We start from the raw sequence: 12,683 nt of genomic DNA on the forward strand, positions 1-12,683 counted from the left end.
GGGTTTATGGATAGAAACATTATCCGGTTGTATCCTCTTGACGCGGTGGTGGTAAGTGATTATAACCGAGCCTGCCGGTGATGCCGCCGGCAGGGATTAGCGGTATTATGGAGGTTGCAATCACAATGCCAGTCACAGCCGATTTACTTCGTCAAGCCATGCGTCATTGGACGACCGGGGTGAGCGTGGTGACCAGTTGTGCCGATGGGATTTGCCATGGGATGACTGTAAACTCGTTTACCTCGGTTTCGTTAGAACCCCCGCTAGTTACTGTTACTCTTAACAAGCAAACACGCACCCAGGCTCTGGTAGCAAAATCCCGAGTTTTTGGTGTTACAATATTATCTGAAGGGCAGGAAGCCATCTCCGAACGCTTTGCGGGTCGCCAGTTCGAGGCCGAAAATCGCTTGGCAGGGTTGGAAACTTTTAGCTTGGTGACGGGCGTGCCGTTGCTTAAAGCGGGGTTGGTTGGATTGGACTGCCGGGTTGTGTTTGAGTACCCCATGCCGGATTCGGTGCTCTACATTGCTGAAGTTCTGGCGATCCAAACGGGTGAACCGGGATGGCCATTGGTCTATCACAATCGGGCTTATTACCAGTTGCGGCGATGACCGATGCACCATTGAGTGACGAAGAGAAGCGTCTGTTGTTACGGTTGGCGCGCGAAGCCATCGAGGCGGCGGTCAACCGTCGTCCGTTGCCGCCCCTGGATTGGGAGACGTTACCGCCACGCCTGCGCGAGCCTGGAGCGACCTTTGTGACCCTGACACGGCGGGGTCAGTTACGCGGTTGTATTGGGGCGTTGGAGGCTTATCAACCACTGGCTGAAGATGTGCGCGAGCATGCTATTGCCGCGGCGCTTGAAGATTTTCGCTTTCCCCCAGTGCGCCCGGAGGAAGTACCTGAGTTAAAGATCGAAATCTCGCGGCTAACCCCATTACGGCCCTTGGAGTACGAAACTCCTGAGGAACTCGTGCGCAAACTGCGCCCCGGGGTGGATGGGGTGGTCATCCGAGATGGCTTTCGGCGGGCTACCTTCTTACCCCAAGTGTGGGAAAAATTGCCCGATCCGGTGCGCTTTCTGGATAATTTGTGTATGAAGATGGGAGCACCTCGTAATCTATGGCGCACCAAAAAACTGGACGTTTTTGTCTATCAGGTTGAAGAATTCCACGAATAGATCAGTGGGGGAAAATTACCGCGCCGGGCGCGAAAATTCCGGACTTTGAGGTATTGCATTTAACTTGTTATATCGTTATAATGATTAAAACCCCTTGTTGTGAGGGTGAAGATGATCATTCCCCATCCACAACCATTTACTCCCCTGTACTATCAAATTGAACAACAAATTCTGGAAGAAATCCATCAGGGCCGCTTGAAACCAGGGGATCGTTTGCCCTCGGAACCGGAACTCTCGCGCCGGTTTGGCGTCAGCCGTATCACGATCCGACGTGCTCTAAAGGATCTCAGCCAGCAAGGCATTATCTATTCGCGTCAGGGGAAAGGGACGTTCGTTGCTCAGGCGCGCATTCGCGAAATTTCGGGCTTTCGTTCGTTTAGTGATGATATCCGGGCGCGTGGATTAACGCCGAGTTCGCGGGTGGTGGATTTCAGCCGCCTGCCAGCGGATGAAGGGGTTGCCCAACGGTTAGGTGTGGAGGTGGGAGAGCCGGTTTACTGTCTGCAGCGGGTACGCCTGGCGAATGACCAACCGGTTGCGTTTGAGATCGCTTATCTACCGGTGCGGTTATGCCCGGATCTGGAACGGTTTGATTTCAGCAATGCGTCACTTTATGCGGTGTTACGGGAGCACTATCGTGTTTTTCCAACTTGGGCTGAGGCGGAAATCGAGGCTAGCGCTGCCTCGCCTGAAGTAGCCCATCATCTGGGGATGAAAATCGGCGAGCCGGTGCTGGTCGCTTATCGCCAAACCTATACTGAGCGTTTTGAAATTATTGAGTTTGTGAAATCCATCTATTGTGGCAAGCGGTTCACGTTCTATGTTGGCCGCCAGTATATCGGCAATTGAAATCAGGTAGTGCCTTCATCTCATCCAACCCATTCCAAATTTTTGTCAGGAGGTGTTCTATGCGTAGTTCAAGTCGTTTTCTGATGTTGATGGTGCTGGTCGCTCTGGTGCTGGCGTTGGCTGGCTGTGGGGGGCAAGCCGCGACCGGCCCGAAGGTGGTCAAGGTGCTGGCCATGCAGCAAGCCGGCCCAACCCCTGAAGAAATGAACGCGATCGTGAATGAATTCAACCAGAAGAACCCGAACATCAAAGTCGAAATTGAATATGTCTCCTATGATGCGTTGCACGATAAGATTGTCACCGCCATGGCGACAACCCCACCTTCCTATGATGTGATCCTGGTGGATGATATTTGGTATGCGGAATTTGCCAAGGCGGGTTATCTGTGGGATGTGACCGATAAAATTGATGCTCAGACCAAAGAAAAGGTTTTCGCTACAGCTTGGGATATCACTACGGTAAATGGGCGCATTTACGGTATGCCCTGGCTGCTGGATGCGAAATACTTCTACTACAACGAGAAGATCCTCAAAGAGGCTGGGTTTGACCATCCGCCCGCAACCTGGGAAGAACTGGTGGAGCAGGCACGGGTGATTAAAGAAAAGGGGTTGGTTGAGTATCCCATTGCCTGGTCGTGGGCGCAGGCTGAGGCTGCCATCTGTGATTTCGTGGCCTTGCTCTATGGCAACGGTGGCCGCTTTGTAGATGATCAGGGCAAACCAGCGTTCAACGATGAGAAGGGCGTCCAGGTATTAGAGTGGATGGTCAAGACAATTGACGAAGGTATCTCCAATCCGGCTTCGGTATCCTACGTAGAAGAGGATGTGCGCAACGTTTTCTCTCAGGGCAAGGCAGCCTTTGCCCTCAACTGGCTCTACATGTATGACCTGGCGGCGTTGAACGAACAGGAATCCCAGGTCGTCGGCCAGGTGAAGATGAGCCTGGTACCGGTATTTCAATCCATGGCTCAACAGGGCCTGAAGAGTGCGACCATCAATGGCTCAATGGGCTTCTCGGTGGTGGACAAATCGCCTAACCGCGAGGCGGCGTGGGAGTACGTTAAATACCTGACCAGTGAAGACGTGCAGAAGCGCTATGCCGCCCACCTGCTGCCGATTTGGAGTGCCAACTATGAGGGCGAGGCGTTGGAAGCTCTGAAAGCGCTCAACCCGGCCACCCCGGTGACTGTGCCGATGTTCAAAGAGCAATTCCCATACGCGCATGTGCGTCCCAAGGTGCCGTATTACCTGGAAGGTTCCAAGGCCCTCCAACTAGCGCTTCAGGAAGCCCTGACCAAACAGAAGACGGCTGCCCAGGCCCTCAATGATGCCGCTGCCAAGTGGGTGGAGTTGCAGTCCAAGTAAGTTCATCCGAATATTCTTCTCTGGCAGGGGGAGTTTCCCCCTGCCAGACTTATAACATGGTGTAAAGTTCATGGCTCAGGCAACCTTGCGTCCGCCTAAATCCTATTCGCTCTTGCAGTATGAGATCCGCGAGGGGATTTTATTCCTCTTGCCGGCGATGATATTGATCTTTGGCATTACATTATTTCCTATCCTGTTCACGTTTGTCCTGAGTTTCACCGATACCCCGCTCTCAAATCCTTCCCCTCAGAATTTTGTGGGTCTAAGTAATTACCTGGCGTTCCTGCGCAGTGCCCAATTCTGGCAAGCCATCTGGCGTACGGTTTACTTTACCGTAGTCTCGGTGGGGGTGGAGTTGTTATTGGGATTAGGCATTGCGTTACTCATTCACGCCCGTCCGCCGGGCTGGGCATTTTTACGCACCAGTCTGATTATTCCCTGGGCTGTGCCCACGATTGTCAATGGCGCGCTGTGGCGCTGGATCTACAATGCGGATTACGGGGCTTTGAACGGTTTACTTTATAGCCTGGGATTGATTGAGAAGTACCGTCCCTGGCTCACTGAGCCGATGCGGGCGCTCAATTTAGTCATCTTGGCCGATATCTGGCATAGTGTACCTTTCATTGCACTGATTCTGCAGGCCGCGTTGGCCACCTTGCCCCTGGAACTGGATGAGGCCGCGGCGGTGGATGGGGCGAATGCCTGGCAGCGTTTCTGGTTCATCCGCCTGCCGCTGCTCCGCCCGGCCATCCTTGTGGCCCTGGTGATCCGCACGGTCGAAGCTTTCCGTGTCTTCGATATTATTTATGTTATCACGCAAGGCGGGCCGGCCTTCGGTACAGTAACGATCTCTTATTTGACCTATTTGGAATCTTTCTCTTATGGTCACCTGGGAAGCGGTGCGGCATTGTCATTCCTGATTACGCTTTTTACCCTGGTCATGGCATTGGCGTATATTCGATTGCTCTATCGCCCGGAGGCGCAAGGATGAAGCGGTGGCGACGTGTGGTGTCAACGGCAATTCTGCTGGGATTGATGGCATTGGTGCTGCTATTCATCTATGCACCGATTGCCTGGCTGGTGCTTTCTTCAATATCTACGCGGGCGGAATTGCTTGCGGTGCCGCCGCACTGGATCCCTGAGCATCCTACGCTCAAAAATTATCGGGATATCCTGATCCCGGGCACCGCCGTCTCAGAAGTGGCGCGAACTTTCAGCGTGACGTTGCGCAATTCTTTCATTGTGGCTGGTTCAACCACGCTGATCTGCCTGGTGACCGGCTCGTTGGCTGGCTATGCCTTGGCCCGGTTACGGTTACCCTTTCGCAATGCCTTGTTTATGAGCATCCTAGGGGTGCGCATGGTGCCCGAGATTTCGCTGGTTGTGCCATTGTATATCATTGCTGCTCGCTTGGCTTTGCTCAATAAGCCAATTATTCTGATCATTACCTATCTATCCTTTGCGCTTCCCTTTGCTATCTGGATGCTGAGCACCTTTTTTGAAAGCGTTCCGCGGGAATTAGAGGATGCTGCCTTGATTGACGGCAGTTCTCGCCTGGGCACGCTGTTTCGGGTAGTGTTACCGGTAGCGGCGCCGGGCATTGTTTCAACGGCGTTGTTCACTTTCCTGCTGGCTTGGGACGAATTTTTCTTTGCCTTGATATTTACCAGCACGATTGCGGCAAAAACCGTGCCGGTAGCCATTGCTGAATTTACCGGGCGCTATGCCGTAGATATTACAGCAATGATGACCGGTGGGGTTTTGGCGGCGCTACCGCCGGTGCTGCTGGCGCTCGTCTTTCAACGTTATATCGTCAGCGGGCTTTCTGCAGGAGCGGTAAAGGGATGAAAACCGGGGTGTTAGTTGGCATTGATTTGGGGGGCACGAATGTTCGCGTGGGCGCCGTTAACCTACAGGGTGACGTCTTAGCCTGGGCCGAAGCACCCATCGAAGCCTCACGGGGGCCACAGGTTGGGTTGGCGCGAATAGGGGCCCTGATTGAGCAGGTCCTGGGCACGGTTGGAATGGTCATGCCTCTAGCGATTGGCATGGGGGCGACCGGGCCGATAGATCGCCAACGTGGTAGCATTCAAAACCCCTACACCCTGCCTACCTGGGAAGATGTGCCGGTCGTCCAGTTGTTGCAGGAACGGTTTGGGGTACCGGTAGCACTGGAAAATGACGCCGATGCGGCGGCTCTGGGTGAGGCATGGGTAGGAGCTGGGCGGGATCATGAGCGGGTGCTCATGGTGACCGTGGGCACTGGGATTGGTACCGCGTTTGTGTATCGTGGTGAGATTTATCGTGGGATAGAAGGGGCCCATCCCGAGGCCGGGCATATCGTGGTGGATCCGAGGGGGCCGTTGTGTTATTGTGGTGCGCATGGTTGTTGGGAAAGTCTGGCTTCCGGTCCGGCGATTGCGCGCCGCGCGCAGTCCTTAGCCCGTGACACGTCCACCCTGATGGTGGAATTGGCTCAGGGAAATTTGGAAGCCATTGATGCGCGAGTGGTGGTGGCTGCGGCTCAAGCGGGTGATGTCCTGGCACAGCAGATTATCGAGGAAACGGCCTTCTACCTGGGATTGGGCATGGTCAATCTCATGATCGCTTACTTACCCGATGTAGTCATCCTGGGGGGTGGGGTAATGCGGGCTTACCCAGTTTTTGCCCCTTATATTCATCAGGTCATTCAGCAGCATAGCGTAGTCGCCCCCTTACAATCGGTGCGCTTGGTGATGGCACGCCTGGGTGGGCAAGCCGGCGTTGTGGGAGCGGCCTACGCGGCTTCGAAACTGATTGTGGAGGGATAGTTACGAATGATGGTGCCTTACGTGAAGGATATTCTGTCCCAATCGGAAGGGTTGAGGGATGCTTTAGAAAATTTTGACCCGCGGGCATTAGAGGTCGTTCACCAAGTGGTCACCGCCGGCCAATGTGATCGCATTATCTTGACCGGTATGGGCGCCTCATATTACGGGGCTTACCCGGCCTGGCTGAGGTTGTGTGGCTTAGATCTGCCGGTGGTATTATGGGATACGGCGGAATTGCTGCACTATGCCCTGGGTCAAGTGACTTCACGCACCCTAGTGTGGGTAATCTCACAATCGGGGGAAAGCGCAGAAGTTCATCGCTTGCTAGAACGACTGGCATCGAAACGCCCTAAACTGCTGATTGGGGTCACGAATAATCCGTCCAGCACTCTGGGAAAGGCAGCGGAGGTAGTCCTTCCGTTACATGCGGGGGCCGAGCACACGGTTTCAACCCGCACTTATATCAATACCCTCGCCGTGACCTTAATGGCAGCAGCAGTGTTGCGGGATGAACCGGTTTCCGCCTGTAAAGAGGCGCTGTGGCAAGGGCAGATGGCGATGGCGGATTATCTTAAGGCGTGGTCTCACCATCTGGATACGATTCGCGAAATGGCCGACCGGTTGCGCCATCTTTTCCTTTTGGGACGTGGAGCCTCCTTCGCCAGCGCTCAAGAAGGCGCCTTAGTGCTCAAGGAAGCGGCTAAATTTGCCGCCGAAGGGATGGGTGCGGCACAGTTCCGTCACGGTCCATTGGAGATCGTTGAGACGGGTATTGCGGTATGGCTTTTCGGTGGTGCGCAGCCAACTGTGGAACTCAACCGTACGCTGGGTCTGGAGATCAAGCAGTACGGTGGCGAAGTCGCTTGGGTTGGCACGCAACCGGTTGAAGGATTAACCTGGGTGCCCTTGCCATCGGTACCAGAACTTGCGCTACCCTTAGTGGAGATCCTGCCGGTTCAAGCCCTTTCGGTTGTTTTGGCCGAAGCCAGTGGACGTGAACCGGGTCAATTCAGGTATATCGGTAAAGTCACTACGCGCGAATGAAGCGGGTTTAAAGCGTGTAGCGGTATAAATTGGTCTCACGACGTACGAAACCGATTTTCTGGTAGAGGCGGTTGGCGGCTTCACGCGAGGGGCGGGAGGTTAAATCTACGGTTTTGACCCCTAACTGCGCCGCGTGTTCGAGGGCTGCCCGTGTCAGCGCTTCGCCAATGCCGCGACCGCGTGCGGCTTCATCTACGACCACATCTTCAATCCAGGCACGGCGCCCGGTGGGGATGCGAAAAACCACGAGGGTCAGGGTGCCGACGATTTGCCCGTCCTCATCACGGGCAAGGAAGAGGATGCTGGCGTCCGAGTTGACCATCTCTTCGAGTTCTTGACGCGTGGGGGGCAGGCTGGAACTGGAGAGTTGGGGAATCAGGCGTGCAAAGGCTTCGACCATATCATCGGTTACAGCACGGGCAATTTCGATTTGCATGTCGTCCTCACAGGATGGGAGTCTTGGACAATGTGAATTTTACCCTAGAAACTTGACGAGTGGAGGTGGCCCATGCTACACTTGGGGCATGCTCCCACGACGTGCTTATAACCATCATCGTCATCATCGCATCCTATCTCCCTAGCCGGAGCGGGTGGCACTGCCCCTTTCCTGAACGACCACGATGTTGACTGAGAACCAACCCCCGCCACCGGCGGGGGTTTTGTTATTTTACTTGGATGGAGGAGCCATGAATTTGCGCATCTATGATCCCGAGACAGCACGAAAGACTCTGTTACAGCGCCAACCGCCGGATGTGCAGGACGTTCCTGCCGCAGTGCGCGAACGAATCCAGGCGCTTTTCGGAGAACCGTTGACGCCGGCTCAGGCAGTGGCGCGCATCCTGGCCGATGTGCGTACAGGTGGTGATGCGGCTTTACGGCGTTGGAGCCAGCACCTTGATGGGTGGACTGCCTCGGATTTTCGTTTGCCACCAACGGAACTTCAAAGAGCCCTTGCTCATCTTTCCTCTGACCTCCGGGAGGCGTTGGAATCCGCAGCAGAACGAATCGAGGCATTTCACCGCCGCCAACCTCTGACCTCGTGGATCACGCAGGATTTAGGCGGCACATTAGGACAACTGGTGCGTCCTTTGCGACGGGTGGGAATTTATGTCCCGGGTGGCTCGGCACCTCTACCCTCTACGGTGTTGATGAGCGCCATTCCGGCGCGGGTGGCCGGGGTGCGCGAAATTGTGCTGGTCACTCCACCTCAGCGCGGGAGCGACCGCCCAGCGGAGATCATTCTGGCAGCAGCGGCACTTGCCGGGGTTAGCGAGGTGTATGTAATAGGTGGAGCACAAGCGATTGCGGCGCTGGCCTATGGCACCGAAACCATCCCGCGGGTGGATAAAATTGTCGGCCCGGGCAACCTATTTGTTACCTTGGCTAAACAGCAGGTTTTTGGTGTGGTAGGGATTGATGGTTTGGCCGGCCCAACCGAAACAGTAGTGATTGCGGATGAAACCGCCAATCCCGAGTGGGTAGCGGCGGACTTGCTGGCGCAAGCAGAGCATGATGTACTGGCGGCAGCCATTATGTTAACCCCCAGCGAAACCCTGGCGTATCAGGTGCAGCAGGCAGTAGCGCGCCAGGTGGCCCAACTGCCGCGGAAGGACATTCTGGCGCTTTCTTTGGTTGGGCGTTCGGGTATTGTGCTAACCCGCGACTTGGAGGAAGCAATCGCACTCTCTAATGCGTATGCGCCTGAGCACTTGAATCTGGTAGTGGCCGATCCCTGGCGCTGGGTGGAGAAAATTGAGTCCGCGGGGGGAATTTTTGTGGGTGAACATTCGTATGAGGTTCTGGGCGATTATGCTGCCGGTCCCAGCCACGTCATGCCGACCGGAGGATCGGCGCGTTTTGCTTCACCGTTAAATGTGTGGGATTTTGTGCGCCTGATTAGCCTGGTAGCACTAGATCCACGTACCGCCGCAGAGGTGGGACGGGTCTCGGCACAATTGGCGCGCGCCGAAGGATTAGAAGCCCATGCGCGTGCTGCCGATCTGCGGGCCGCGACAGCCAATTCTTGAGCAAACAAATAGAACATCCCCCCATCGGTGTTAGCGGGTGGGGGGATGTTTTGATCCTTGGGTTGTTCAGTACCAGATGCGATACCAGGTTTGGGTTTCGGTTTCCTGACCCAACGCCTGCACGTTGATTTTTAATGTGATCACGGTTTGCGGTTCAAAACGTCCGGCGAAGAACGTTAGTTGAGTGATGCCGTCGGCATTGGTCTCGGCGGCGCGGTAGGTCAATCGTAGCCCCTCTGGCCCGATCAAGGTCACTGAAACACTGGCGTTGGCGATGGGGCGGTTATACTGATCGCGCACGATCACGTAAAGTGTCTGCTGGTCGCCAGAAGGGATTAACGCTTGCGTCACAAAGGCCTGGGCGTGGGGGATCAGTTGAGCGATTATAGCGCTGGGAGGGAGTTCGGGGCGGGTGAGTTCGGGATCACGGACGATCAGATCGAAATGACGTTTACCCAAGTCGGTCAGGACAACCCGTTCGCCGGGTGGGTTTTCAGGCCACCACTCAAAGCGGGCCCGTTCAAAGTATTGCACGTAGCGGCGCTCGGCGATTTCCAAATCGGATATGGGCAAGCCGAAATTGGTCAGGCCGTCATTTGCATCATAGAACTGACGGAAGGCATAACAAACGGATTTGCCATTCTCAAAGCGGCGGCAAGCCAGTGGATCGGTGGGCACAGGCGCCAGGGGACCCGGCCCTGCATAGAGCAAACTGCCTAGATTGGCAACCTTAACCCGTTCTACCCCGTTAGGTTCGAGGACAAGATCAAAGCGGGCGCGCTGGAAATACTGTACTGTACCCCAGCCGTGCTCGGTGAGCATCTGAAATTCGCCCGTGATGGGATACCCATACAGGCGCAGGGGATCGGCGACGCTGCGATATTGCGCCAGAAACGCCCCCCGTACCACATGCCCATTGAGATACTCAAACTCGGGCGTCGGCGTTTGGGCATACCCACTGCTGGTCAGTATCGCCAGGTAGAGTAGCAAGACTAAAGCGGCGGCATAGCGTGTAACTCCCCGCATACTTTTCATTATAGCGAATTTAATCGCAAGTGCAATGCCTAGACAGCAGTTTTTTACGCCATTTTTATGGATTAGGTTTTATCGGATCTGCCAGCGAATATCGGTGATCCAACGCAAGATGGGTTGGCGGGTGAGCGGATCGGCATTCAAGGCGTCGAAAAGTTGCTTCCATCCGGATTCAGGGGGGTTATTGATCCCAGAACAGCCACCGCGCTGTTGACAGGCTTGGTATTGTGTCATCACTCCTGCGAATTCCATCGGCAAATTGAACGTAATCGCGCCGTAGCGGCTGATGGCTTGCCACTGTCGAGCATTAACCCCGCTGGTCGCGTAGATTTCGGGCAACGGCCAGGCGGGCGGTGCACCGTACGAAACGTAATAAACATCGAATTGCGTCCAGTTGTTGGTTGAAGAATAAACCCAATTGGAATTAACACTCGTGGGACAACCAACGCAAGCACCAAAGTTGTAATAAATGGCTTGTTTATTATCATTGTCGTCAAACCCGCTTACCCACCCATACGTAACATAAGGGGTGTTCCAACCGGTGAGTTGAGAGTCCCATTCGATATCTATGGCACCGGCGATTCTTACCTGACGGCTGTAGCCACTGTCCCATACCCATTGGATGAGGCGTACTACCATTTGGGCCCAGGTTTTGCCGTGTTCATAGGCATAGGTGCGGCGGGTGTTCTGATTGGTGGTGTTAGAACCATAGCCGCCGTAGTTATTTGTACCAATGGCAACCATAACCTGCGATTCCTGATCCTCAGCACTGCAAACCCAATAGCCCTGGATGTAGGCTTTGACGGCAGCTTCGATGGCGTTGATCGGCACATAGTGCCAATAGGGACTGAAAAGGCCGGCGCCGGGTTTGCTAAGATCTCCCCCGTCAAACCACCCCTGACCGAAATTCAACACCACCAGGCTGTCCTGGGCGCCGGGGAGGGTACGATCACGATTGCCCAGGGCACACCCCAGGTCATACATGCGGGCGGGTGTTTCATCTTGAATGTAGTAACTGGTGGCAAACAACGGTGTGGGTTGGTAATCGCGGTAGATCACGGGTAAAAAGAGGCGCGATGTAGCGCTTGCACTTTGGGCTTGAGACGGGATGGGCTGAGTCAGCGGCACAAACACGAAAAGGCTGAGTAAAAAGACAATCAGGGCAAGCGCCCTCAAGCGTTGGATCGGATTTTCCGTAAAGGACGGCATCATGTATCTGTCAGGTTGCAAGAACCAGGCCACGGAGTGGCAGGAAATGACGAGGTAAGCGGCATTATATCATATGGGGCTTACCATTTTGTAAACTCAAATTCGGGGCAAAACGGCAGGCAGACTATTGTCAGAATATCATCTTTCACATAAGATTTAAGCAACCGGTTCAGGCGCTGTGGAGAGCAGGCGGGAATCGTGATCCCTGGTGCGTTAATAACCTGAAGCACGCACCTGTTAAGGAGGCGGAATGAGCAAAGCCCGATTACTCATTGTGGAAGATGATGTAGATATTGCAAATATGCTCCGGCTCTTCTTCAAAAGCCAGGGGTATGATGTGGATGTGGCGATGCGCGGCAGTGAGGCGTTAGAAAAAACCCGCCAGGGCCTGCCGCATTTGCTGGTGTTGGATATTATGTTGCCCGATATTGACGGTTATGAGGTGTGCCGTGCTTTGCGTACCAACATCCGCACCAGTCACATTCCCATTCTCTTTCTGACCCAAAAAGACGAACGTAGTGATAAACTCAAGGGCCTGGAATTGGGAGCGGATGATTATATTACCAAGCCGTTTGATATCGAGGAACTTAAACTTCGGGTACAAAACGCCCTGGCGCGGGCAGAGCGCGAAAGCCTTACCGACCCGCAGTCGGGCTTGCCGTCCGGGCGTCTGATCGAGGATCAACTGCGCAAGGTCATTCGCCAACCCGATTGGGCGTTTATGGATATTCGCATCAACTACTTTGATGCCTTCCGCGATGTTTACGGCTTAATTGCGGCCAACGATGTGGTGCGTTTCACGGCAATGTTGCTGAGCGAAGTGGTAGATGCCGTGGGGACTCCCAATGACTTCATCGGACACGCAGGCGGAGATAACTTTGTCATCTTCACGGCCAGCCAAGTCGCCCCACGCTTGAAAGAAGCCTTGAAACAACGCTTTGGCGAGGCTGTTCTCAGCCATTACAACTTTATTGATCGCCAACAGGGGTATATCTTGGCCCCAGGTCGGGGGGGCGAAATGGTCAAGACCCCTTTTATGAGCCTGGCTATTGGTGTGGTGACCCCTGCAACGCATTCATTTACCGATATTCGCGAGATCACTGAGGTCGCGGCTGAAGAGCGTCGTCGCGATGCTCTGCTTGCCGCCGGATAGGCGGTTTGGCGGATC

General features: G+C 54.7%; 13 protein-coding genes. 10 read left to right on the forward strand and 3 right to left on the reverse strand.

What is annotated here, in order from left to right:
• The first annotated feature begins 125 nt into the window (after window positions 1-125).
• From QYE77_RS12070 to QYE77_RS12105, 8 genes are all read left to right on the forward strand, one after another.
• Window positions 126-611, forward strand: a complete 486-nt coding sequence (locus QYE77_RS12070) for a flavin reductase family protein (RefSeq protein ID WP_315625676.1) — start codon at window positions 126-128, stop codon at window positions 609-611.
• Window positions 563-1,180: an AmmeMemoRadiSam system protein A gene (gene amrA, locus QYE77_RS12075; RefSeq protein WP_315625677.1), complete on the forward strand. Its 618-nt coding sequence runs from the start codon at window positions 563-565 to the stop codon at window positions 1,178-1,180. Before QYE77_RS12070 ends, amrA begins: the two co-directional genes overlap by 49 nt.
• 111 nt (window positions 1,181-1,291) lie before the next feature.
• A complete protein-coding gene (locus QYE77_RS12080) occupies window positions 1,292-2,029 on the forward strand; it encodes a GntR family transcriptional regulator (RefSeq protein WP_315625678.1) in 738 nt (245 codons plus the stop codon).
• A gap of 59 nt (window positions 2,030-2,088) precedes the next feature.
• Window positions 2,089-3,393, forward strand: coding sequence for an extracellular solute-binding protein (locus QYE77_RS12085; protein WP_315625679.1), 1,305 nt, complete (start codon window positions 2,089-2,091; stop codon window positions 3,391-3,393).
• A 70-nt stretch (window positions 3,394-3,463) separates the two neighbouring features.
• Complete coding sequence (locus QYE77_RS12090) at window positions 3,464-4,384, forward strand: carbohydrate ABC transporter permease (protein WP_315625680.1); 921 nt, start codon at window positions 3,464-3,466, stop codon at window positions 4,382-4,384.
• On the forward strand, window positions 4,381-5,241 hold the full coding sequence (locus tag QYE77_RS12095) for a carbohydrate ABC transporter permease (protein ID WP_315625681.1): 861 nt from the start codon (window positions 4,381-4,383) through the stop codon (window positions 5,239-5,241). Before QYE77_RS12090 ends, QYE77_RS12095 begins: the two co-directional genes overlap by 4 nt.
• Complete coding sequence (locus QYE77_RS12100) at window positions 5,238-6,203, forward strand: ROK family protein (protein ID WP_315625682.1); 966 nt, start codon at window positions 5,238-5,240, stop codon at window positions 6,201-6,203. The genes QYE77_RS12095 and QYE77_RS12100 overlap by 4 nt, the downstream gene beginning before the upstream one ends.
• Window positions 6,204-6,209: 6 nt before the next feature.
• A complete protein-coding gene (locus QYE77_RS12105) occupies window positions 6,210-7,247 on the forward strand; it encodes an SIS domain-containing protein (protein WP_315625683.1) in 1,038 nt (345 codons plus the stop codon).
• Between the two features lie 7 nt (window positions 7,248-7,254).
• Here the strand turns inward: QYE77_RS12105 and QYE77_RS12110 are convergent, their stop codons facing one another.
• The gene (locus QYE77_RS12110; protein ID WP_315625684.1) at window positions 7,255-7,683 is read right to left on the reverse strand and encodes a GNAT family N-acetyltransferase; all 429 of its coding nucleotides are present in this window, start codon (window positions 7,681-7,683) and stop codon (window positions 7,255-7,257) included.
• A gap of 250 nt (window positions 7,684-7,933) precedes the next feature.
• Here QYE77_RS12110 and hisD point away from each other — a divergent pair, with 250 nt between their 5' ends.
• Window positions 7,934-9,274 carry a histidinol dehydrogenase gene (gene hisD, locus QYE77_RS12115; RefSeq protein WP_315625685.1) on the forward strand — a complete coding sequence of 447 codons (1,341 nt, stop codon included), beginning with the start codon at window positions 7,934-7,936 and terminating at the stop codon, window positions 9,272-9,274.
• A gap of 66 nt (window positions 9,275-9,340) precedes the next feature.
• Here the strand turns inward: hisD and QYE77_RS12120 are convergent, their stop codons facing one another.
• Entirely contained in the window at window positions 9,341-10,300 is a 960-nt protein-coding gene (locus tag QYE77_RS12120; protein ID WP_315625686.1) for an Ig-like domain-containing protein, read from the reverse strand.
• Between the two features lie 78 nt (window positions 10,301-10,378).
• Window positions 10,379-11,515, reverse strand: coding sequence for a hypothetical protein (locus QYE77_RS12125; protein WP_315625687.1), 1,137 nt, complete (start codon window positions 11,513-11,515; stop codon window positions 10,379-10,381).
• Window positions 11,516-11,765: 250 nt separating this feature from the next.
• Between QYE77_RS12125 and QYE77_RS12130 the strand changes: the two genes are divergently transcribed.
• Entirely contained in the window at window positions 11,766-12,668 is a 903-nt protein-coding gene (locus tag QYE77_RS12130) for a GGDEF domain-containing response regulator (RefSeq protein ID WP_315625688.1), read from the forward strand.
• Window positions 12,669-12,683: the final 15 nt, after the last annotated feature.

Source organism: Thermanaerothrix solaris, assembly GCF_032334255.1.
In the GTDB taxonomy this organism is placed as follows: domain Bacteria; phylum Chloroflexota; class Anaerolineae; order Anaerolineales; family Anaerolineaceae; genus Thermanaerothrix; species Thermanaerothrix solaris.

Excerpts from the sequence above, each read along its gene's own strand:
- QYE77_RS12070 (WP_315625676.1), top strand. The coding sequence starts at position 126 with ATGCCAGTCACAGCCGATTTACTTCGTCAAGCCATGCGTCATTGGACG.
- amrA (WP_315625677.1), top strand. The coding sequence starts at position 563 with ATGGCCATTGGTCTATCACAATCGGGCTTATTACCAGTTGCGGCGATG.
- QYE77_RS12080 (WP_315625678.1), top strand. The coding sequence starts at position 1,292 with ATGATCATTCCCCATCCACAACCATTTACTCCCCTGTACTATCAAATT.
- QYE77_RS12085 (WP_315625679.1), top strand. The coding sequence starts at position 2,089 with ATGCGTAGTTCAAGTCGTTTTCTGATGTTGATGGTGCTGGTCGCTCTG.
- QYE77_RS12090 (WP_315625680.1), top strand. The coding sequence starts at position 3,464 with ATGGCTCAGGCAACCTTGCGTCCGCCTAAATCCTATTCGCTCTTGCAG.
- QYE77_RS12095 (WP_315625681.1), top strand. The coding sequence starts at position 4,381 with ATGAAGCGGTGGCGACGTGTGGTGTCAACGGCAATTCTGCTGGGATTG.
- QYE77_RS12100 (WP_315625682.1), top strand. The coding sequence starts at position 5,238 with ATGAAAACCGGGGTGTTAGTTGGCATTGATTTGGGGGGCACGAATGTT.
- QYE77_RS12105 (WP_315625683.1), top strand. The coding sequence starts at position 6,210 with ATGATGGTGCCTTACGTGAAGGATATTCTGTCCCAATCGGAAGGGTTG.
- QYE77_RS12110 (WP_315625684.1), bottom strand. The coding sequence starts at position 7,683 with ATGCAAATCGAAATTGCCCGTGCTGTAACCGATGATATGGTCGAAGCC.
- hisD (WP_315625685.1), top strand. The coding sequence starts at position 7,934 with ATGAATTTGCGCATCTATGATCCCGAGACAGCACGAAAGACTCTGTTA.
- QYE77_RS12120 (WP_315625686.1), bottom strand. The coding sequence starts at position 10,300 with ATGCGGGGAGTTACACGCTATGCCGCCGCTTTAGTCTTGCTACTCTAC.
- QYE77_RS12125 (WP_315625687.1), bottom strand. The coding sequence starts at position 11,515 with ATGCCGTCCTTTACGGAAAATCCGATCCAACGCTTGAGGGCGCTTGCC.
- QYE77_RS12130 (WP_315625688.1), top strand. The coding sequence starts at position 11,766 with ATGAGCAAAGCCCGATTACTCATTGTGGAAGATGATGTAGATATTGCA.